General features: G+C 64.9%; 14 protein-coding genes. 6 read left to right on the top strand and 8 right to left on the bottom strand.

Features of this window, described 5'->3' with window-relative positions; translation table 11 throughout:
- Nucleotides 1-45 precede the first annotated feature (45 nt).
- Genes LDN95_RS04485 through LDN95_RS04470 form a run of 4 tightly spaced genes read left to right on the top strand, consistent with a single transcriptional unit; the run spans nt 46 to nt 7,075 of the window.
- Nucleotides 46-3,525: a LamG-like jellyroll fold domain-containing protein gene (locus LDN95_RS04485; protein ID WP_226016445.1), complete on the top strand. Its 3,480-nt coding sequence runs from the start codon at nt 46-48 to the stop codon at nt 3,523-3,525.
- Nucleotides 3,522-5,033 carry a carboxylesterase/lipase family protein gene (locus LDN95_RS04480; RefSeq protein WP_226016444.1) on the top strand — a complete coding sequence of 504 codons (1,512 nt, stop codon included), beginning with the start codon at nt 3,522-3,524 and terminating at the stop codon, nt 5,031-5,033. Before LDN95_RS04485 ends, LDN95_RS04480 begins: the two co-directional genes overlap by 4 nt.
- Complete coding sequence (locus tag LDN95_RS04475; protein ID WP_226016443.1) at nt 5,030-5,812, top strand: GDSL-type esterase/lipase family protein; 783 nt, start codon at nt 5,030-5,032, stop codon at nt 5,810-5,812. Before LDN95_RS04480 ends, LDN95_RS04475 begins: the two co-directional genes overlap by 4 nt.
- Nucleotides 5,813-5,845: 33 nt before the next feature.
- Nucleotides 5,846-7,075 carry a glycoside hydrolase family 27 protein gene (locus tag LDN95_RS04470; RefSeq protein ID WP_226016442.1) on the top strand — a complete coding sequence of 410 codons (1,230 nt, stop codon included), beginning with the start codon at nt 5,846-5,848 and terminating at the stop codon, nt 7,073-7,075.
- Nucleotides 7,076-7,133: 58 nt separating this feature from the next.
- On the opposite strand, the gene LDN95_RS04465 is transcribed toward LDN95_RS04470, so the two are convergent.
- From LDN95_RS04465 to LDN95_RS04435, 7 genes are all read right to left on the bottom strand, one after another.
- Complete coding sequence (locus LDN95_RS04465) at nt 7,134-8,000, bottom strand: TorF family putative porin (protein WP_226016441.1); 867 nt, start codon at nt 7,998-8,000, stop codon at nt 7,134-7,136.
- 309 nt (nt 8,001-8,309) lie between these two features.
- Nucleotides 8,310-9,872 (bottom strand): SulP family inorganic anion transporter, encoded by a 1,563-nt coding sequence (locus LDN95_RS04460; RefSeq protein WP_226016440.1) that lies wholly within the window; start codon nt 9,870-9,872, stop codon nt 8,310-8,312.
- Nucleotides 9,869-10,558, bottom strand: a complete 690-nt coding sequence (locus tag LDN95_RS04455) for a carbonic anhydrase (protein WP_226016439.1) — start codon at nt 10,556-10,558, stop codon at nt 9,869-9,871. Before LDN95_RS04455 ends, LDN95_RS04460 begins: the two co-directional genes overlap by 4 nt.
- Nucleotides 10,559-10,687: 129 nt before the next feature.
- Entirely contained in the window at nt 10,688-12,040 is a 1,353-nt protein-coding gene (locus tag LDN95_RS04450; RefSeq protein ID WP_226016438.1) for an ATP-binding protein, read from the bottom strand.
- Nucleotides 12,037-12,771 (bottom strand): response regulator, encoded by a 735-nt coding sequence (locus LDN95_RS04445; RefSeq protein ID WP_226016437.1) that lies wholly within the window; start codon nt 12,769-12,771, stop codon nt 12,037-12,039. The genes LDN95_RS04450 and LDN95_RS04445 overlap by 4 nt, the downstream gene beginning before the upstream one ends.
- Before the next feature lie 151 nt (nt 12,772-12,922).
- On the bottom strand, nt 12,923-13,243 hold the full coding sequence (locus tag LDN95_RS04440) for a hypothetical protein (RefSeq protein WP_226016436.1): 321 nt from the start codon (nt 13,241-13,243) through the stop codon (nt 12,923-12,925).
- 95 nt (nt 13,244-13,338) lie between these two features.
- The gene (locus tag LDN95_RS04435; RefSeq protein ID WP_226016435.1) at nt 13,339-16,926 is read right to left on the bottom strand and encodes a hydantoinase B/oxoprolinase family protein; all 3,588 of its coding nucleotides are present in this window, start codon (nt 16,924-16,926) and stop codon (nt 13,339-13,341) included.
- A 484-nt stretch (nt 16,927-17,410) separates the two neighbouring features.
- Between LDN95_RS04435 and LDN95_RS04430 the strand changes: the two genes are divergently transcribed.
- Complete coding sequence (locus tag LDN95_RS04430; RefSeq protein WP_226016434.1) at nt 17,411-18,439, top strand: substrate-binding domain-containing protein; 1,029 nt, start codon at nt 17,411-17,413, stop codon at nt 18,437-18,439.
- A 122-nt stretch (nt 18,440-18,561) separates the two neighbouring features.
- On the opposite strand, the gene LDN95_RS04425 is transcribed toward LDN95_RS04430, so the two are convergent.
- Nucleotides 18,562-20,940 carry a TonB-dependent receptor gene (locus LDN95_RS04425; protein ID WP_226016433.1) on the bottom strand — a complete coding sequence of 793 codons (2,379 nt, stop codon included), beginning with the start codon at nt 20,938-20,940 and terminating at the stop codon, nt 18,562-18,564.
- 152 nt (nt 20,941-21,092) lie between these two features.
- On the opposite strand from LDN95_RS04425, the gene LDN95_RS04420 reads away from it, so the two are divergent.
- On the top strand, nt 21,093-22,142 hold the full coding sequence (locus LDN95_RS04420; protein WP_226016432.1) for an AraC family transcriptional regulator ligand-binding domain-containing protein: 1,050 nt from the start codon (nt 21,093-21,095) through the stop codon (nt 22,140-22,142).
- The last annotated feature ends 9 nt before the right edge of the window (nt 22,143-22,151 follow it).

The raw sequence follows: 22,151 nt of genomic DNA, 5'->3' as shown, positions 1-22,151 counted from the left end.
CGGTTTGCGATCGCTGCGTTCAGCGCGGAGGCATGGGAGAGGAATATGAGTTCGCGCATTTCGGGTCGGCTCAAGGCCGATGGGATGGTTGCCTCGGCGCTTGCGCTGACGGTGGCGATGATCTCCCCTGCAACAGTGGCAGCACAATCAGCAAAGGCGGAAGCGCCCGCGATTCCCGCAGGGTTTGGCCCCTACAACGCAGCATTTCTGGCCGGAGGCGTGGGGATCGATCGGGACGTGGTCGCACCCGACTTGTTCGCGGCCGATGCCAGCCAGACCTTTTCGACGTGGGTTGCCCCCAGCGAATTGAGCAAGGGCACAGTTGCCCTGATCTCTCTGGGCGCGCTTGGCGGCCCGATCCGCAGTCTGGCACTGGTCGCCGGTGCGCCCGCCCTTATCACCGGTGCCGATGACCAGCGCTTGGTCGCTCCCAAGCCGCTGGTCGCAGGACAATGGACACACCTTGCCGCCGTCCTCGGTCCCCAAGGGGCGCGGATTTACGTGAACGGGCAATTGGTGGCTGCGCAAGCCTTGCCGACGCCAGCAGTTGCCGCCCAGATCCATATCGCGGCGGTGATCGATGGCCAGCCCCACTTCAATGGCAGTCTGGCGGCCGCGCAAGTTACCCCGGGCATCATCGCTCCCGCCGCCATTCTTGCCGCAGCCAAGGCTCGCCCCGATTTCGCGCTGATTCAGACCTGGCAGGTCGGCGTCGGCTGGGAATGGCAAAAGACCGCCAACACCGGCTATTGGCGCCAGCAAGACCCTTGGACCTTGCCGCAAGCCAGAGGCGAAACGACCGCGCCCAAGGCAAAACCGGTCGTGGCGCAACCGGCGCTGGAAGGCCTGTCCGCAGGGCGGTGGCGGATCAACGGCTGGCAATTGGCTGCCGCGCCCGAAGTTGCACAAGATGGTGCGCTGCTGTCGCGCCCCGGCAAGCCGGGTGGAACGTGGCGGACCGCGACCGTGCCCGGCACCGTGCTGACCACGCTGATCGATCGCGGCGTCTATCCCGATCCCTATTTCGGGCTGAACAACCTGAAGATTCCCGAAAGCCTCGCGCGGCAGGACTATTGGTATCGCACCAGCTTCACGCTGCCGCCCGAGGCGCGGGGCAAGCGCCTGTCGATCGTGCTCAATGGGGTCAACTACACCAGCGAGGTGTTCATCAACGGCGCGCATCTGGGTGGCACCAAGGGCGCATTTGCGCGCGGCCGCTTTGCCTTTGACGCGGTTGCTGGCGAAAATGTCATCGCGATCAAGGTTTCCCCCCCGCCGCATCCGGGCATCCCGCACGAACAATCGATCAGCGCCGGGGTAGGCGAAAACGGCGGCCAGCTTGCCATCGATGGACCGACTTTCGTGGCGACCGAGGGCTGGGACTGGATCCCCGGCATCCGCGACCGCAACACTGGCCTGTGGCAGGACGTCCAGCTTGAGGCTAACGGCGCCGTGCGGCTGGGCGACCCGCAGGTCATCACCGACCTACCGCTGCCCCGCACCGACAGCGCCGATATCACCATCGTCGTGCCGGTAGTGAACGACAGCGGGGCGGCGCAGTCGGTAACCGTCACCGCCAGCTTCGACGATGTGCGCGTCAGCCGCACGATCACCGCCGCACCCGGCGAAACCGAGGTACGCTTCACGCCTGCTGAGTTTGCTGCGCTGCATGTCGGCAATCCGCGTCTGTGGTGGCCCAACGGCTATGGCGATCCGGTGCTGCACACGCTCAAGCTGGATGCCAGCGTTGCGGGCCAGACCGCGGACACCGCCACCACCCGCTTCGGTATCCGCGAGGTGTCGTACGACCTGTCGCTGATGGACAAGGCGGGCCACTTGCGACGCGTCAATGTGCAGACCACCGATGGCCGCAGGGATGGGGTCAAGCTGATCGACGTCCGGCATGAGGCGATCAAGCTGAGTCCCAAGGGCTGGGTTGAATCGCTGACTGCGGCGGGTGAAAGCTCGACCGCCGTGCGCGATCTCGGGCCCGAGGATACCCTGCCCGAACCGCACCTGACCTTGCGCGTCAACGGCGTGAAAATCGCTGCACGCGGCGGCAGTTGGGGCATGGACGACGCGCTCAAGCATCACGAACGCGCGCGGCTGGAGCCCTATTTCCGGCTGCACAAGCAGGCCAACCTCAACATCATCCGCAACTGGATGGGCAACAACTCAGAGCCCGAGTTTTACGATCTGGCCGACGAGTACGGCATGATGGTGCTCAACGATTTCTGGCAATCGACCCAGAATTTCCAGGTCGAGCCGCAAGACCCGGCGCTGTTCCTCGCCAATGCTGCCGACACGGTGAAGCGCTATCGCAACCACCCCTCGATCGTCGTCTGGTTCGGCCGCAACGAAGGCGTGCCCTATCCCATGTTGAACGAAGGGCTTGATGATCTGCTGTTCCGGCTGGACGGCACGCGCTGGTTCACCGGCAGTTCGAACACGGTCAACTTGCAGGGCTCGGGCCCCTACAACTATCGCCAGCCGGAAGGGTACTTCACCGACCTTGCCACCGGCTTTTCGGTCGAGACCGGCACCCCGTCGCTGGCCACGCGCGAAGCGGTCGCGGCCTATGTCCCCAAGGCCGACCTGTGGCCGCTCAGCGATACGCTGGCCTATCACGACTGGCACTTCTCGGGGAATGGCGACACCAAGACCTTCATGGCCAGCCTTGCCCGCCGCTTTGGCGAGGCGACCAGCTTCGACGACTTCGAGCGCAAGGCGCAAATGATCAACCTTGAAGGCCACAAGGCCATGTTCGAGGGCTTTCTCGGTCACTTGTGGACGCGCAATTCAGGCCGCCTGCTGTGGATGACCCACCCTTCGTGGACGTCGAACGCCTGGCAGATCTACAGCTCGGACTACGATACGCACGCCGCGTTCTATGGCATCGCCAAGGCCTCCGAACCGATCCACGTGCAGTTGAATCTGCCGGGTAACGAGGTCGTGGTGGTCAATACCACGCGCGATCCGGCGCCCGGCTTGACCGCGACCACACGCATCCTCGGGCTGGACGGCAAGGAACTGTTCGCGCGGGCCGACCGCCTGAATTCGGCGGCCAATGCCGACACTACGCTTGCCGCAGTGCCGCTGGCTGACGTTTTGGCAAAGCACCCCATGGTGCTGGTCACGCAAAGCCTGACCGACAGCGCCAGGCGGACGATCTCGTCCAACTTCTATTGGCGCGGGCGCGATGAAGCCAGCTACCGCGCGCTTGGCGATCTGGCACCAGTCGCGCTAACGGCAAAGCTCGATAACCCGAGCGCTGTCGGCGAAGAACAGGAACTACGCGTCACCCTGGCCAATCCTGCGACCACGCCCGCGCTGGCGGCCAAGCTGACGTTGCTCGATGCCAAGGGCGAGCGGATTCTTCCGGCCTATTACAGCGACAACTACGTGTCGCTGCTGGGAGGCGAGAGCCAGACGGTAACGATCCGCTACCCGGCACGACCCGGCCCCGCACCGCATGTTGCGCTACGCGGCTGGAACGTTGTGCAGGCCGAGGCGCGCGTTCCATGATACGTCGTGCCATGCTGGCTGCCGCCGCGCTATGGGCCGTGGGCGTTCAGGCTGCGCCGCCACCAGCGCCAGAGCCAGTGCCAGCGCCAGAGCCAGCGAACGTCGCAGTGACGGGCGGCACGATCCGGGGCGCGACCGACGCTGACGGCACGCTGGTGTTTCGTGCCATCCCCTTTGCCGCACCGCCACTGGCCGATTTGCGCTGGCGCGCGCCCGCATCCGTCGTGCCATGGACGGGAACGCGCGACGCCACTCGCGCCGCGCCGTCGTGCCTGCAGAACGATTATGGCTGGAACCATGCCGACTATGTCCGTGCCAGCGAGGATTGCCTGACGTTGGACATCGCCACGCAGGCTTTGTCCGGCAAACGTCCGGTAATGGTGTGGATCCACGGTGGCAGCAATCGCGCCGGTTCGGCGGGCGAGACGATCCGTTCGCCTCTCGCCCGGCGCGGCGTGGTGCTGGTGGCGATCCAGTATCGGCTGGGCCTGTTCGGCAACCTGCCGCACCGCGCGCTTGCCGAAGAACAAGGCGGTAAGGCAGGCAACTATGGCCTGATGGACCAGATCGCCGCGCTGCGCTGGATACAGGCCAACATCGCCCGGTTTGGCGGTGATCCGGCCAAAGTCACCATCTTTGGCGAATCCGCTGGCGGGCAGGATGTCGGCCTGCTGCTGGCCTCACCCATGACTCGCGGCCTGTTCGCTCGCGCCATCCTGCAAAGCGGCACGCCATCGTTCGGGCTGTCGTGGCGGCCGTTGACCGAGGCGCTGCGGCTGGGCGACCAGTTGGACGCTGTGCTGGGCACCGATGGCAGCCTGCCACCCTTGCGCAGCGCTTCGGCCCATGCCCTGCTTGAAGCCGACAAGGCGCTGCATGACCCGGCCTTGCAGCACGACGACTTTATGTGGCTGCGCACCACGATCGACGGCGCGGTCCTGCCCGATACGCCAGCAAGGCTCCTTGCGCAGGCCATGCCCCGCCCTGCGATCATCGGGTCGAACCGCGCCGAGTTCGGCCTGCCGGGGGGCCGCCCCCATCGCGACGCGGGCGTTGATGCCGCCTTTGGCCCGCAAGCCGCACGCGCCCGCAGCTTCTACCGCCTCGACCAGCCCGACCCGCCCGCCGATCCGCGCCTTGGCACAAGGGACTTGCGGATTGCGACGGACATCCTGTTCCGCTGCCCCGCCGGTCAATGGGCCGGTGTGCTGAGCGCCGCAGGGGGGCGGGTCTGGCGCTATGAGCTCGACCTTGCGCCCGGTGGCGGACTTTCGTTCCACGGCTCGGACATGGCTTATGTGACCGGTGGCCAACGCTTTGGCCCGCAATCGCTATCGCTGGCGGACTACTGGTTGAGCTTTGCCGCGACTGGCGACCCCAACGGCGGTTCGCGACCACACTGGCCCAGTTTTGACGACAAGGCCAAAGCCCAAGTCCTGTTCGATGAGGCGGGTGTCCATCCTCAGACCTCGCCCACAACCCCGTGTGATTGGATGGTCACGCCATGATTTCTGCCTCTCTCATGCCCAATCGGCGCAACCTGCTCAAGGCGCTGGCCGTTGTGGCGCCTGCTTGCGCGGCTGCGCCTGCTTTCGCCCAATCGGCGACTGGAACCGCCACGCCGCCCGCACCGCCCTGCCCGGTCGAAACGCCTGACACTGCGCGTGCGCATACCGACTTTGCCTGGCTGTCACGCTATGTCGACGACAACCGCATGCTGCTGGCCTCAGGCGTACCGGTACGGATCGTGTTCATGGGCGACAGCATCACGCAAGGGTGGCGTGACAAGGATCCGGACTTCTTCCCTGAGGGCCGGATCAACCGGGGAATAGGCGGACAAACGACCCCGCAAATGCTGCTGCGCATGATGGCCGACGTCATCGCTCTGCGCCCGCGCGCGGTGCACATCATGGCCGGAACCAACGATATCGCGAGCAACACCGGGCCGATGACCGCACAGATGACGCGCGACAATCTGGCCGCGATGGCCACTCTGGCCAAGGCCAACGGAATCACGGTGCTGCTCGCTTCCATCCCTCCGGCAGCCAACTATCCGTGGCGACCGGGGCTCGACACGATGAGCCCGATTGCCGCACATAACGTCTGGCTGCGCGACTATGCCGCAGCCAATGGTCATGTCTGGGTCGACTATCACCCAGCGCTGGCCGGGCCCGATGGCGGCATGCGCCCCGGCTTTGCGGTCGACGGAGTCCACCCCACGCTCGATGGCTATGCCGCGATGAACGCGGTGCTGCTGCCGATCCTGCAAAAGCTGCGGGTGGCCTGATCGCCATCGCGCCAAAGTCTCTGGAGAAACTCCATGTTTCGGCACGTTCTTGCAGCAATGATGGCTTTGGCAGCGAGCTGGGCCATGCCGCTGGCGGCGCAACCGCTTCCGGTACTGGCCGCGACACCGCCGATGGGGTGGAACAGCTGGAACCGCTATGGCTGCGGCATCGATGAAAAACTGATCCGGGGCGTGGCCGATGCGATGGTCGCCAACGGCATGCGCGATGCCGGCTACACTTTCGTCAACATCGACGATTGCTGGCAAGGCGAGCGCGATCCGGACGGCTACATTCAGGCAGATGCCCAGCGGTTTCCGTCGGGGATCAGGGCATTGGCGGATTATGTCCATACGCGCGGGTTGAAGCTTGGCATCTATTCCGACGCCGGGTCAAAGACTTGCGGCGGCCGTGCGGGCAGTCAGGGCCACGAGTATCAGGACGCCCGGCAATATGCGCGCTGGGGCGTCGATTACCTGAAGTACGACTGGTGCAACACCGGCACGGGCGCAGCGCAGCGCAACCCGCGCGAGGCCTATGCCACGATGCGCGATGCACTCGACAAGGCCGGGCGACCGATCGTGTTCTCGATTTGCGAATGGGGCGACAGCAAGCCCTGGGAGTGGGCACAGGCGATCGGCCAACTCTGGCGCACCACCGGCGACATCGGCAACTGCTGGGATTGCCACCTTGGCCATGGCGGTTGGAGCAGCCTGGGCGTCCTGCAAATACTCGACAAGCAGGACGGCTTGCGGAGCTTTGCCGGGCCCGGCCACTGGAACGACCCCGACATGCTGGAGGTCGGCAACCTTCCTGACCTCAACGCCAACCGTTCGCACTTCGCGCTGTGGGCCATGCTCGCGGCACCGTTGATCGTAGGCACCGATGTGGTCGGGATGAAGCCGGAAATCACCCGGATACTAACCAATCCGCACCTGATTGCGATCGATCAGGATGCATTGGGCATTCAAGGCTTTGCTTGGCTGCGTTCAGGCGATGTCGAGGTCTGGGCGCGTCCACTGGCGGGTGAGCGTTGGGCGGTGGCGGTCCTGAACCGTTCTGCCCAGCCGCAGACGCACGTCATCGACTGGTCGGGCGAACCGTTGAGCGACAATGTTTCGCAAAAGTCCGCCGATCTGGGCAAGCGCCGGTTCAAGCTGGTCGATGGCTGGACCGGCAAGGCGACCGGAGATACCGCGACCCCGCTGAAAGTCAGTCTGGCGCCGCGCGATACGGCGGTGTTCATCCTCGAGCCCGCCGCCTGATCTCGCAAAAAAGTCCTCCCAGAGCGCAAGGAGCGCCCGGGGAGGACAGGTCATGCGTTCAGAACGAAGCCGACAGCGAAAAAACCACCGTCGCCTTTGAAATCGAGGCGCCATCGCGGACGCGACCGAAGTTGGGCTGCAGGTACTGCGCCTTCTTTTCGGATATGTCGGTATCGACATAGGCAATGCCCAGCGTCACCGGCCCCAGCGCGAAGTCGGTGCCCAGCATCCAGTCGAAGTACTTGCCGGTCGGCGCAACGCTGGTGCCATTGGGGCCAAGCCCGCTGTTGCCCTTGCTATAGCCAAGGTGCGCCTTCAGCGTGACCGGCGTATTGGGCACGCCGCCGCTGACATCGCCCCACAGATAGAGGTTGTCCTCTTTGGCAAACGGCTTGTCGGGTGTGCCGGTGGCATAGCTTGCACCCGAATTGTACCACTTGCCCAACGCCTGCTGCTTGGGCGCATAGGCGACCCCGACAAGGACGCTGGCAGGCCCGACGGTGCTCGAAACCTTGACATAGGGTTCGCCGAAGTCGGTCTTGGCCGCGCCTGCCGGATACATGTACCAGGTCAGGCCGACATCGACCGCTACGCCCGCGCCAATCTCGCGCTTGAAACCGCCGACAAGGTCAAGTTCGGTGTTCGACCCGCCGAACGTGCCCCAGCCCGACAGGTTCGAGGCCCAGACGCTACCGTACAGGCCGCTTTGATGGCTTACGGTGAAGCCGCCCTGAATCGCCACCGAACGATCGGACTGCGAAACACCGCGGAATCGATAGTCGGACACCAGCCCGACTGTCCCCGATACCGTCACCGCCTTGGGCGCCTCGGTGGCCTCTTCGGCATGGACGGCAACCGGCAAGCAAAGAAACGCCGCAGCCGCCGTGGCAAAACGGAGAGCGGAGGGTGCAAAAGACTTTTTCATTATGGAACGTCCTCCCTGGGAAAGGTTGGGGTTCCCACCTGCGCCCGCCGCGTGTTGCCTCTCGCCCGATCGGACGGGGCCGACATCGCGCCGGGACTCTCCGGCTACCGACCACGCATGTCTCGCTGATTGCCATTTCGCGACAAAGTGTTGCCACGCAGATCGGGCGGAGCGGCGCTGGCAGGGCACAAAGAAACGGGCCGGAACACATGGCACCCGAGGGGGGTGGGCGCACGGTTCCGACCCGCTTGAGGGACCGGCCTGAATTGGGGCTTGGGGACAGGTTCAGGCCAGCTTCGATCCTGGCATTCAGGCCGGGATGGGAAGGTTTCGCAAGATCGGCTCCTGCCCGGTGACGTGGACTTCGGCACCACCCTGACGGCGCCGCGACAACCACTCGCCCAGCGTTTCGGAAGTGGTGTGGTCGATCGCCCGCACTTTGCCGAGGTCAAGATGGACGCGCACGCCGGCAGGCAAGGCTTCGAGCACGCCAAGCAGACGCGGCATCCCGACGAAAGTGGCCGCTCCGTCGAGCGAGACCCGCTCGCCATCGCCTTCGGCCCGACGGTCAACCTTGAGCAGCAAGTGCCGACCGTGCGGCAGCAGCTCGACCAGCGACAGCGCGATGCCAGCAATGACCCCGGTCAACAGGTCGGTGGCAACGACCAGACCGAACGTCACCGCCCAGGTCACAGCCGGCAGCAGGCCATAGCGCTGGAACAAGTGCTGCGGATGTTTCAGGCTGACCAGCTTCCATCCGGTCACCACCAGCACGCCGCCCAGTGCCGCCATCGGCACTTCGCGCAGCAGCCACGGCAAAAGAGCGACGAAGCCGAGAATCCATGCGCCGTGCAAAATGGTCGATGTCCGCGTCGTCGCCCCGGCCTGCACGTTGGCCGAACTCCGTACGATCACGCCGGTCATCGGCAAGGCGTTGACCACACCGCACAGCAGGTTGCCGATGCCTTGCGCCCGCAGCTCCTTGTTGTAATCGGTGCGTACGCCGTCGTGCATGCGATCGACCGCAGCAGCCGAAAGCAGGGTTTCCGCACTGGCAATGAAGGCGATCGCAAGCGCCGAAACCAGCAGCGCCGGTTGCGCCAGCGAGGCGAGCCAATCGCCGCCACTGGTGGGTAGCGCAAAGGCGCTCGCCAGCGAATCCGGCACAGCCACGCGCGCGACCCCAAGGCCAAGGCCCCACGCCAGCAGCGTTGCCGCCGCCACGCCGAGCAGCGCACCCGGCACCAGCACGAGCGACTTCGGCCGCAGCTTTTCCCAGCCGATCATCGTGGCAATTGTGACCAGACCCAGTAGCAGCGCGAGTTCGGTCGCGCGCATGTCGAGCGGGGTCAGTCCCAACAAGCGTCCGGGCATGGCGGCAAGGTTGGCCAGACCACTAGACAATGGTTTGGCATCGAACAGGGTGTGGAACTGGCCGACCACGATCAGCGCGCCGATCCCGGCGAGCATACCATGGACCACCGCGGGCGAGATCGCGCGGAACAAGCCGCCAAGCCGCAGCACACCGGCGACCAACTGGATCAATCCGGCCAGAACCAGGACTGGCCCCAGCGCGGACAGGCCATGATCGCGCACGAACTCGAACACGATCACGGCAAGGCCCGCCGCCGGGCCGCTTACCTGCAGCGGCGATCCCGCGAACAGCCCGACGACAAGGCCACCGATGATTCCGGTCACCAGTCCCTTTTCCGGCGGCACCCCCGACGCGATGGCAATGCCCATGCACAGCGGCATCGCCACCAGAAAAACGACGATCGAGGCGGTGAAATCGCGGGCAAGGAAACCAAAGCGGCCCGGCGGACCGGCCTCCCTGGCAACCTCAGCATCCAGTGCTGGCGTGGCGGCGCTCATTCTGCGGCCTCCAGCGTGGCAAGGGCATAGCGATGCGCGGCCGGTTGCGCGACGGGAAGCGGGCGATCCTCACGCAGCGGGACGAACTGTCCGGTCTCGCCGTCAAGGCCAAGCACCTGACCCGCGCCGATATCGACAAACCAGCCATGCAGCGCCATTTCGCCGCGCGCGATGGCCGCCGCGACCGATGGGTGGGTCCGCAGATGCGCGATCTGGGCGATCACGTTTTCCAAAGCCACGGCGCGCGCCCGTGCGTTGCCATGCAGATGCGGGCTGCAACTCGACACCACATGCTCGGCCGCCGCACCATGGCGCAGCCACGCCACCACGTTGGGCATGCCCTCGGGCACCTCGGGCGCCGCCAGCGCCTTCATCGCGCCGCAATCGGAATGGCCACAGACGATGATGTCGCGCACACCCAGCGCCACCACGGCATATTCGACGGTCGACGACACCCCGCCGTTCATTGTCGCATAAGGCGGCACCATGTTGCCCGCATTGCGGCAGACGAACAGCTCGCCCGGTTGCGCCTGCATGATATGCTCGGGCACGATGCGCGAGTCCGCGCAGGAAATCATCAGCGCTTTGGGCTCCTGCCCCTCTACCGAAAGCTTCGAAAACAGCTCGCGACTGGCGGGAAACACCGACTGCTCGAAGCCGAAGACGCGGCCGATCAGGTCGTTCATGAAGCTTCTCCTTGGTAGTATCTGGCAGCGCGGCCGAACGCCGTGCCTGCCTGTTATTTCCAAGTTAGGAAGCTGGTTTTGCCTGTTTTTTGCGTGTGCGTAAGGAAATGTTGCTGCACTGCAGAAGTTTCAGCGCGAAGCCCTGTTGTTGCCGTCGGCCAATGCCGCGCTTGGCAGGCGAATGGTGACGATCAGGCCGCCCTCGGGCCGGTTGGCCAGCGTCAGTTGGCCACCCTCCAGCTTTACCGCGCGCCGCACGATGGCCAGTCCCAGCCCCATCCCCGGCGTGTCGCGCCCACGCGCAGTGTCGAGCCGGACGAACGGTTGCAGGACATCGTCCATGCGCTTTTCGGGAATACCCGGGCCATCATCGGCCACAGTGACAACCGCATCAGCCCCATCGCGCACCACACTTACTTGCGCATTTCCGCCATAGTGCAGCGCGTTTTCCACCAGGTTGGCAATGGCGCGACGGATCGAGGCGGGTCTCGCCATCACCGGCAGGGCATCGGCACCGGCATACGTGGCGTCGCCACCATGATCGGCGGCGTTGTCCACCAGCGTCGCCGCCATTGCGGCAAGGTCGACCCGTTCGGCTGGCAAGGCATCCGCCCCGGCATCGACATAGGCTTGCAGCGATTCGAGCAGGCTCTGCATCTCCTCGATATCACCGGTCAATGCATCGCGCTGGTCATCGGGCAGACCTGCGCCCTCCAACCGCAGACGCAACCGCGCTAACGGGGTGCGCAGATCGTGCCCGATCGCCAGCATCGACTGGGTACGCTGCTGCATCGTACGGTAGACTCGCTGCTGCATCCGGTTGAAGGCGCGGATCAGCAGGCGGATCTCTTCGGTTCCACGCTCGGGTATCTCGCGCGGGGAGGCGGTGCCGACCCGGCGGGTACCGTCGATCAGCAAAGCCAGCGGACGCAGTGTCACCCGAAACAGCGCCCACGCCAGCAGCACGAGCATCAGCGTCGGCAACAGCAACAAGCTCAACCGCCCGGCGCTCAAGCCCCAGGCTTTGCTGGCGTGGGTGCGGAATTCCAGCACCGAACGGTCCGCCAGTACCAGCGCGCCATCGACATTTTCCCCGGACTTGCGGGTATCCATGGTCAGCCGCAGTCCATGCTGGGCAAGTTCCGGGGCGATCTGGACAACGGGCGTCCGCAAAGCGTCAAGGTGTTCGGGAACGCTTGCGGTCTGGCGCTCGCCCGCCGGTTTCCAGCCAAGGACGAAGTGTGGCGAACTCAGGTGTTGCGCAGCCTTTGCCCGCTCAGCCACGGGCGTCTGCTCAATGGCGCGTGACGCCAGCGTCAGATGCTCGGCGATCCGCGCGGCGTCATCCTGATGCAAGGCGAACGTGCCTGCCTGATCGAACACCAGCGTGTTGGCGGTGAAATCGACCGCAGTGACCAGCAGCAGTATCGCCAGCAGCCGTTCGGGCAGACCGAAGCGACGGAAGGGTCGCCAACGGGTCAAGCCGCGCTGACCTCTGCCCGCAACATGTAGCCCGTTCCGCGCACGGTGGTGATTGGTGCGGGGCCACCGGCCGACCCAAGCTTGCGGCGCAAGCGGCTGACCAGCACGTCGATGCTGCGATCCGAGCTATCGCCCAGCCGCGCGCGCGACAGCTCGATCAGCCGTTCGCGCCCCAGCACGCGCTGGGGGTGGGCCAGAAAGGTGGCCAGCAAGTCGAACTCCGCTCCGGTCAGATCGACCAGCGAGCCATCCGGAGCGTGCAGTTCGCGCCGGGCCAGCGACACGCTCCAGCCATCGAACCGTACGGTACTGGCTCCACGCGCGTGGACGCCGCCGCCTTCGGCACCACCCACGCCGCCAGCCTTGGCATGGCGGCGCAGCACGGCACCGATCCGCGCGACCAGTTCGCGCGTGCTGAACGGTTTGGGCAGATAATCGTCGGCGCCCAGTTCCAGCCCGAGCACACGGTCCTCCTCGCTGCCGCGCGCGCTCAGGAAGATGATCGGTACGTCGCTTTGCCGTCGCAGCCGGCGGAACAAGTCGATTCCGCTGGTGCCGGGCAGCATGATGTCGAGCACGATCAGATCGACCGGATCGTGCTCGAGCGCCACCCACATCTCCGCTCCAGTGGCGGCAGTGCGGACGCGATAGCCGTTTTCGCGCAGGGCGCGAGCGGTGAGGGTGCGCAAAGCACCATCATCCTCGACCAACAGGATCGAAGGACTGGTCATGGAATCAACTTCAAAATCGTTTTCCGGCAATGGGCTGGCCTTTCAACGTCGCGTCCGGGCGACAAGGCATAGCCGTGATCGGGGGCGCACCGCCAGCCCGCAGAACACCCGATAGGGTGCTGCGGGGCGATGTCAGGCACGGATAGCGCAATCAGCGAGCGCGCAGATCCGTTTCGGTCAGGGCCAAAGCCTCGGCAGGCTGGCGATCGTAGGACGGGCGCAGGCAGCCCCGGTTCTTGCTGGGATCGGGATGGCAGGCAACCATCACGCTCGATGCCTTGGGCTTGGATGCCACAGCAGCACGACGGGCCGCTGGATCGGCTTCGCGGAAGCAGCCCTTGTTCTTGCTGGGATCGGGATTGCAGGCGATGGTCGCCGCGCGCACCGGCGCATCGTGCAGCACCGGCAGTTCAGGGGCGGGCACCACCGCAAACGATTGGGCAAGCGCGGCGAAAAGGGTCAGGACAGGCATGAGCAATCTCCGGTAACAGGTTGTGTCTCAACCGGAACTAAGGAGCGTGGTTTGCGCAAACACTTCCGGTCTGTAACGAAATGTTGCCCTGTTGCTCAAACTTCCGGCAGGCCAAAGCCGCCGCCGCCCGGTGTCTCGATCACGAACAGATCGCCCGCCTCAAGCGCGACCTCGGCGCGGCCCGACAGGCGCTCGACCTGGCCATCGGCGCGCTCGACCCATTGCCGCCCTGCCGCCCCTGCCAGCCCGCCGCCAAGCCCGAATGGCGCCTGATCGCGCGAAGACGACACCAGCGTGGCCACCATCGGCTCAAGCGCCCGCACCGCGCGCACCGCGCCGTCGCCGCCGCGCCAGGCCCCTGCCCCGCCCGAGCCATGACGGACGCCGAACCGCTCCAGCCGCACCGGCAACCGCCATTCCAGCACATCGGGATCGGTGATGCGGGTGTTGGTCATGTGGCTTTGCACCGGGCCGGTACCGCCAAACCCCGGCCCTGCGCCGGTGCCGCCGCCGATCGTCTCATAGTATTGGTGCGTGGCATTACCGAACAGGAAGTTGTTCATCGTGCCCTGCGCCGCCGCGCTCGCCCCCAGCGCGGCCAGCAACGCATTGCACAATTGCTGGCTGATCTCGGTATTGCCCGCCACCACCGCTGCACCGGGCAAAGGCGCCAGAAAGCAGCCCTGTGGGATGACCAGCTCGACCGGGCGCAAACAGCCATCATTGAGCGGTATGTCCTCGCCTACCAGACAGCGCAGCACGTACAGAACCACCGCGCGGGTCACCGCCGACGGCGCATTGAAGTTGCCGGAATCCTGCGGCCCGGTGCCAGTGAAGTCGAAGCGCGCAGTGCCACCTTCGCGGTCCACCGTCACCGCCACGCACAGCGCCCGGCCATCGTCGAGCCTTGTCGCAAAGCGCCCGTCGCGCAAGGACCGCAACATCACCCGCACGCGCGCTTCGCCATGGTCAAGCACGTGGCCCATGTAGCCGCGCACCGCATTCCAGCCATAGCGGACGATCAGTTCGGAAAACTCGCGCGCGCCAGCCGCGTTGGCGGCCACTTGGGCACGCAGATCGGCCAGATTGGCGGTGGGGTTGCGCGCCGGATAGCGCGCTTGCGCCAGTACCTTGCGTAGTTCCGCTTCGTGCAAGACCCCGCCGCGCACCAACAGCAGGTTGTCGAGTACCACGCCTTCTTCCTCCAGCGTGGTCGAGGATGGCGGGGTAGACCCCGGCGTGGTGCCCCCGATATCGGCGTGGTGCCCGCGATTGGCAACAAAGCCGCGCAATTCCAAGCCCGCATCGTCGAACAGCGGACTGATCACGGTCACATCGGGCAGATGCGTCCCGCCGTTATAGGGGTTGTTGAGCACGAAAGCATCGCCCGGCTGCAAGTCATCATGCCGTTCGCGCAGGACCGTACGCACGCTCTCGCCCATCGCGCCCAAATGCACCGGCACATGCGGAGCGTTGGCGATGAGCTGTCCTTTAGCATCGAACAGCGCACAGGAAAAATCGAGCCGTTCCTTCATGTTGACGCTGGTGGAGGTGCTTTGCAGCACAGCGCCCATCTGCTCAGCCAGCGCCATGAACTGCGCTGAAAAAAGTCCGAGCAGCACCGGATCGACTTGATCGGCGTCCGGCTCTGCGCGCGCTGCCGGAATGGCGCGCACCAGCACCAGTTCGCCGCCCGGTCGCACTTGCGCCTGCCAACCCGGTTCGATCACCGTCGTCGCCAGCCCCTCGCGTAGTAGCGCCGGTCCCGCGAGCGTAGTGCCCGCGCCAAGCACGGCACGGTCATACACCGGAGCAGCGTGTTCAGCGCCTTGCGTGTAGAGCGCGACGACTTCGAGCGGCACAGCCGCGCCTGCTGGCGGCAATGGCAGACGCTCGACAGGTTGCGCCGGTTGCACCGCTTCGACCACCAGTTCGGCCACGATCAGCGCTCGATCCGGTTCGGCAAAGCCGAAACGGGCGCGGTGGGCGATGGCAAAGGCCTCGCGCATCGCTTCAAGGCTGCCAAACGGAACACCCAGTGCCGTGTCGGTGCCACTGGCGCGCAACCGCAGGGTGGTTGTCACGACCAAAGGTCCGGCCTCGCCGTCCGCAAGTTCTGCACGCGCCGACGTCTCAAGCTCGGCGGCAAGCGCGTCCAGCCGGGCAAGCAAGTCGGGACCAAGCGTCGCCTCCACCGCCGCGCTGCGAGTCGCGGTACGCTCGGCCAGCCCCATGCCATAGGCCGACAGCACGCCCGCCAGCGGGTGCAGCAGCACGCGCTCAAGGCCCAGCTCATCGGCCACCAGACAGGCGTGTTGCCCAGCCGCACCACCGAACGCCTGCAAGGCAAAGTCGCGCACATCGGCCCCGCGCGCGCGAACCAGACGCTTGATCGCCGCCGCCATCGCTGCCGCGCCGATGTGCAGGAATCCCTCGGCCACATCGCGTGGGTCGCGGCCATCGCCGATCGTTGCCGCCAGCGCGGAAAAGCCCGCATCGACAGCCTCGACATCGATCGGCAGATCGCCATCCGGGCCAAAGATCGCCGGGAAATGCGCGGGCTGGATCTTGCCACACAGCACATTGGCATCGGTCATCGTCAGCGGGCCACCGCGGCGGTAACACGCCGGTCCGGGATCGGCCCCGGCGCTGTCCGGCCCGACCTTGAAGCGCGCGCCGTCATGATGCAGCACCGACCCGCCGCCCGCCGCGATCGTGTCGATCGCCAGCATCGGCACGCGAATGTCGACCCCGGCGATCTCTGCCTGAAAGGTGCGCTCGAAAGCCCCTGCATACAACGCGATGTCGGTCGAGGTGCCGCCCATGTCAAAGGCGATCACCCGGTCGAACCCCGCCGCCTGCGCCGTACGCGCTGCGCCGACGATGCCGCCCGCCGGTCCTGACAGGATCGCATCGCGCCCGCAAAAGTCCGCTGCCGTCGCCAGACCGCCATCGGAACGCAGAAAGAAGAGCGGCGCGCCGCCGAGCTCGGCCTCCACCTGGGCGACATAGCGGCGCAGTACCGGTGAGAGATAGGCATCGACCACCGCCGTACGCCCGCGTGCCACCAGCCCCAGCGAAGGGCTGACCCGATGGCTGGCGCTGACTTGCGCAAAGCCTTCCTCGCGCGCGATTTCGGCGATGCGCGTTTCCATTTCGGGATAGCGCCAGCCATGGATCAGCGCGACAGCGCAGGCGGCAAAGCCTTCTGCACGACGACAGCGCAAGGCAGCGCGAACCGCCACCTCATCGAGTTCTGACAGTACGGTGCCGTCTGCACCGACCCGGCCGCCCACTTCCTCGACCGCTGCGTGCAAGGGTCCGGGCAAGGTTACCGCCAGATCGAACAGCGCCGGGCGCGTCAGATGGCCCATGGCGAGCAGATCGGCGAACCCTTTGGTTACCAGCAACAATACCGGTTCGCCCTTCCGCTCAAGCAAGGCGTTGGTGGCGACCGTGGTGCCCATCTTCACTTCGGCGATGGCGCTGGGCGGGATCGCATCACCCGCAGACAAACCCAGCAGGCGGCGAATGCCCTCCGTGGCGGCATCGCGATAGGCGTCAGGGTTTTCGCTCAACAGCTTGGCCGTGTGCAACGCGCCATCGGGTGCGCGCGCGACGATGTCTGTGAACGTGCCGCCCCGGTCGATCCAGAAACGCCAGCCTGCTGCCACTCCGGTCATCGCATCCCCTGACCAATCACCCGTTGCGAAAGGCGCTGCCATAGCTTTCGAGCACTGGAGCGCCACCCGGAAGCGCTAAAGCACGGGCGCCTTGGCGGGGAAATAGCCCATCTTGACCGGTTCGATCCCCAGCAACAGATTCGTTCGCTCAACGGGGTGAATGCGATCTTTTCTCACACCGTCCGCCACCAAGAGCGGTCACGCACGGGCGAAGGACCAGCTTGGCGACCGTGCGATCGCCCAAGTTGAGGCTCGGCAAAGGTTATCACTCTCGAAAAAAGTCCAATTATTTTCGTAAGCAGAGCGAGTTAGCTTCCATTTCGGATGGAATTCGGCCACGGTTTTGGGGCGATGGTTGGGTGAACATACAGTTATTGCCAAGCCAAGGCGTTGTGGGCAGCACGGGGAGTTACCGACCGGAACGTGGCTTGCGAGAGCCGATGGGCCAGAACAAGACGGGTCGGACGAAGATGGGGGAGTACCAGTGAGCAAAGACCCAGCCTCGGCCGCGCGGCCCAAGACAGTGCGCAGCATTGCCGAACTGGCGGTGATCGCCAACGTGTCGATTTCGACCGTTTCGCGCGCGCTTACCGGCAAGGGTTCGCTCAACCAGGCGACCCGGGATCGCATCCGCGCGCTGGCCGATGAACATGGCTTCCAACTCAATGTTTCGGCGCAGAACCTTCGGCTAGGCCGCACCGGCGCAATCGCGGTGCTGTTGCCGCTGGGCCATGAACGCGGCCAGCAACTGTCCGATCCGTTCTTCAGCTCGATGCTGGGCCACATCGCCGACGCATTGACCGGTCACGGTTATGATCTGCTGCTGTCGCGCGTTCTGCCCGACCGGCCCGACTGGCTTGACGTGTTCGTCCGATCCGGCCGAGCCGATGGCGCGATCGTGATCGGGCAATCCGATCAGGGTGCGGTGTTGAGCCAGACCGCGACGCACTACGATCGTCTGGTGGTGTGGGGCAATCCCAACCCAGCAAATGGCTATGTGACCATCGGTAGCGACAACGTTACCGGCGGGGCCATCGCGGCCCGCCATCTGATGGCGCGCGGACGCCAGAATCTCGCCTTTTTCGGTGCCTCTACCGCGCCTGAATTCACCGCGCGGCAGCAGGGCTTTCTCGACACTTTGCCCGATGACATTCGCAGCCGGACCAAGATCGTGCCGATCCCCTTTACCCCGGAAGCCAGCTTTGCCGTCGCCAGCCAGTTCTTCGCGCTGGGCAACCGTCCCGATGGCATATTCTGTGCTTCGGACGTAATTGCCATGAGCGTGCTGTCAGCCGCGGCCGATGCCGGGATCAAGGTGCCGCAGGATCTCGCCGTGGTCGGCTTCGATGACATTCTGCTGTCGCGCATTGCCTCGCCACCGCTCACGACCGTGCGGCAGGATATCGAGGGCGGCGCGCACCGGCTGGTCGACAGCCTGATGCGCAAGCTGGCGGGCGAACAGGTTGAATCGCACTGCGCCAGCCCGGCACTCGTCGTTCGCGAAAGCACCTGAACGCCCGACGCCGCGCTCCCATAGCAGCAAAGCAAAGCCCGCAGCGCCTTAGCAGACTGCGGGCTTTGTTGTTTTGACGCGGGGCTTGGGGCAACCCTGTGCGGATTGCCCCGTCCTGCCGATCAGAAGCTGGCGCGAACGCGGATACCATACGTGCGCGGGGCACCCAGATAGCCGTTGGTGTCGCCGGTCTGCAGCGGCGTGTTGAAGCCATAGGTGAAGTACGTCTTGTCGAAGAGGTTCTGAACATACCCTTCGACCGCGATGCCTGCCTTCAGCTTCACGCCGAGGTTGGCATTGACCAGACTGACTGCGCCTTGCTCGTCAAGCCCGGCGGTGTTGATCAACTGGCTGCCGGTGTATTGGTACTGCACCCGACCAGTGACATTCACGTTGTCGTTTACCGGCAGATCGACGTTGACCGCGGCGTTTGCGGTAAACTTCGGGGCGTAACGGAAGCGCGTGCCCGACAGCACCGGATCGATGTTCGGGTCGACATCATATTTGGCCTGCATCACCCAGGTTGCATCCGCGCTCAGCGTCACGCCCCTGGTCAGCTCAAACAGGTTCTCGATTTCGAGCCCATAGTCCTTGGCCGCCTTGGCATTGAGCACGGTGAACTGCAGACCCTTGAACTGGGCAACCTGCAAGTCCTTGATATCGTAATAGAAGAACGCGACGTTCGTCCGCGCGCGACGGTTCAGGTACTGAACCTTGGCCCCCAATTCGAACGCATTGACCTTTTCCGGGCGATAGCTGGGGTCAAGCGGCGCTGCCACCTTGGCGCCGGGGTTGAGCAGGCCGATCAGGTACTGCACTTTAGCCGGCAGCTTGTTGAAGAAAGCCGCGTTGTTGAACACGGTACCCGCGCCGTTGGCGTCGATGTTGACGCCGCCGGCCTTGAAGCCGCGGTTGTAGTTACCGTAGATCATCACGTCATCGACCGGGCGGTACTGCAGAGCCAATGTGCCCGACAGTGCCTTGTCGGTGTGGCGAGCGTCATAGTTCGGGCTGGGACCGACGCCGAGCAGCGTGAAAAGTTCGGTCGGCGCCACGGTGCGATAATACGTGTTGGCGAACGAACCCTGCTTCTTTTCGACCGAGTAACGCAAGCCCGCGATCACGTTGAACTTCGGGTTCACCGCGAAATCGACGTGCGCAAATCCGGCATAGGAGCGCGCCTTGCCGCGCATGTCCTCGACCGCCCAGGTGCCCGGCGCGGCATAAGCCGTGTTGGCCGGCAGACCTGCCGCGCCCAACACCGCATTCCAATAGGCCTGTGCCTGGCTGGCCCATGGCAGAGTGCGGCCCATCGTAAGCTTTTCGTCAGACACGAACGCCCCGAACACGGCATCGGCGTTGAGCGCCTCGATCTTGGTGTTGTAGGTCAGTTCCTGCGAGATGAAGCGGCTCTTGAAGCTTTCGTAATAGCGGAAGATGTCGGCCCCGGTGAAATCGGGGTCCATGTCCTGCTGGTCGACCTTGAATTCGCGATAGGCGCTGACCGACTTCAGCGTGCCAGCACCAAGGTTCAGGTCGATGTGCAAGGCGGCGCCCACATCCTCGATCACCTGCTTGCCATTGCCGTTGAGCGTCTGCTCGCGCTTGGACAGATCGGTCGAGGGCACTTTGCCACCGCCGAGCGTGGTCAACAGGTCGATAAGCGGCTGGGTCGGGCCGTTGTGCAGATTGGTGGTGGCGTAGCAGCAGTTGCCCTGGCTGTGCGAATAGTCGGCGATAAGCCGCACCGTCAGGTCAGCGGTGGGTTCGAGCAGCAACTGGCCCTTGACCGCATAGCCCTTGTCCCCGTTCAAATGCTTGCCATCGGTCGGGTTGGTATAGACCCCGTCGCTGCCAGAAGCCATTGCCGCAATGCGGAATGCCGCCTTGTCCGACAGGGGTACGTTGACCGCACCACGCACCAGCACGGTGTTGTAGTTGCCGTAGTTGGCGTCGAAATTGCCCATCAAGCGGGTGGTCGAAGGCTTGGCCGATGCCAGCAGCAATGCCCCGGCGGTGGTGTTCTTGCCGAACAGCGTACCCTGCGGGCCGCGCAGTACCTGCAGATTGTCGATGTCGAGGAAGTTCTGCAGCGCCGCACCGGCGCGGGTGCGATAGACACCGTCGATGAACACGCCGACCGAACCTTCGAACGAACGGCTGTTGCCGGTGGTGCCAAGGCCGCGGATGATCAGGTTGGCACTCGACGTCGCGATGTTCGAAACGCGGAAGGTGATGCTGGGGCTGATCGCCTGAATGTTCGACACGTTGACCACGCGCGCCGTTGCCAGCGTATCAGCATTGGCGGCGGTGATGGCGATCGGCACGTTTTGCAGGTTTTCGCTGCGGCGCTGCGCCGTCACGACGATTTCCTGAAGCCCGGCCGGTTCTTCGGCACCTTGTGCGGCAGTTGCACTGCCTGCGGATTGGGCAAAGGCAGGAACGCTCAACACGCACGCGACAATCGCTCCGGCAGTGCCGGTGCGCCAGAAACCCTTCATGGCAAATCCTCTCTGTTTCAGCGCTCTACGGCGCCCACTGGGGCAGAACAGGACTTTGGGGATGCCCTGGACTGCGCTTTTAGCCTGCTTCAATTCCTTGATTAAATCTTGACACTTTACGCCATCATCATGACCGATTACGCCATAGCCCCATGGACCACGACCCGATCGCCCATCCTGCCTCGATGCAGCAGTTCCTGCGCTATGCCCGCGTTACCGGGATCGATCTGGAACGGGTGCTGTACCCCGAATTGCTGGCGATCCTGACCGACAGCGAGAACGTGGAATTTGTGCCGGCCTATGCGATGGTCGAGACCTTGCAACTGTGCGCGATCGTGGCGGAGAGGCCCGATCTTGGTGCGGCGTTCGCCTCGTGGTGCAATCTGCGCGGCTATGGCCCGCTCAGCCTGCTGTGGGACCACTGCCCGACCGTTGCGGATTCGATCCGCGTCAGTGGCCGCTTCCTCCATCTTGAGACAGAGGCGATCGGCTCGCGGCTGGCCGAAGAAGGCGACGACATCGTGCTTCAGCAGTTCATGATGATCCCGGCGCGCTATGGCGGCAGCCAGTTTCTGGAATGCACGATGACGCTGCAGATGCGCGTGTTGCAATTGATCATGGGCGATGACTGGCATCCGCTGCGGATCGAGTTTGCCCATCCGCCGCCGCCGCGCATGACCGTACATCGTGGCCTGTTTCGGTGCCCGCTGGTCTATGGCGCGGATCGCACTGCACTGGTGCTGCACAGATCCGAGCTGGGCCGCCGCACCCCCAACGGCAACGCACATTTGCTGGCGTTCCTTGAACAGCAGCTTGAACGGACCGGCCGCAACCAGCGGCGCGATGCAGCGCAGACTGTGCACCAAATCATCGCGGCCAATCTTGCCGGAGGGGCCATAACGCTGGAGCGCACGGCCCAGCTACTGTCGGTCAGTCCGCGCAGCCTGCAGCGCCGCTTGGCCGACTGCGGCCAAAGCTTTGCCAGCGTGCTTGCGGCCGAACGCCGCCGCCTGGCCGAGGAGTACTTCGCCACGCAAAGCAAGCCCAACCTTGCCGAGCTTGCCTATCGTCTGGGTTATACCGAGGCGAGTGCCGCCAGCCGCTTTCTGCGCGCGCATATGCGGACCGGGGCGCGCCCGCTTGCCCGGCGCGCGCACCAGCAGCGGTCATCGGCAGGCGGCAGCACCGACACCACCGCCTGACCGCTGCAA

The organism is Novosphingobium sp. FKTRR1, from assembly GCF_020404405.1.
Taxonomy (GTDB): domain Bacteria; phylum Pseudomonadota; class Alphaproteobacteria; order Sphingomonadales; family Sphingomonadaceae; genus Novosphingobium.
This window is presented reverse-complemented; position numbering and strand designations above follow the sequence as displayed.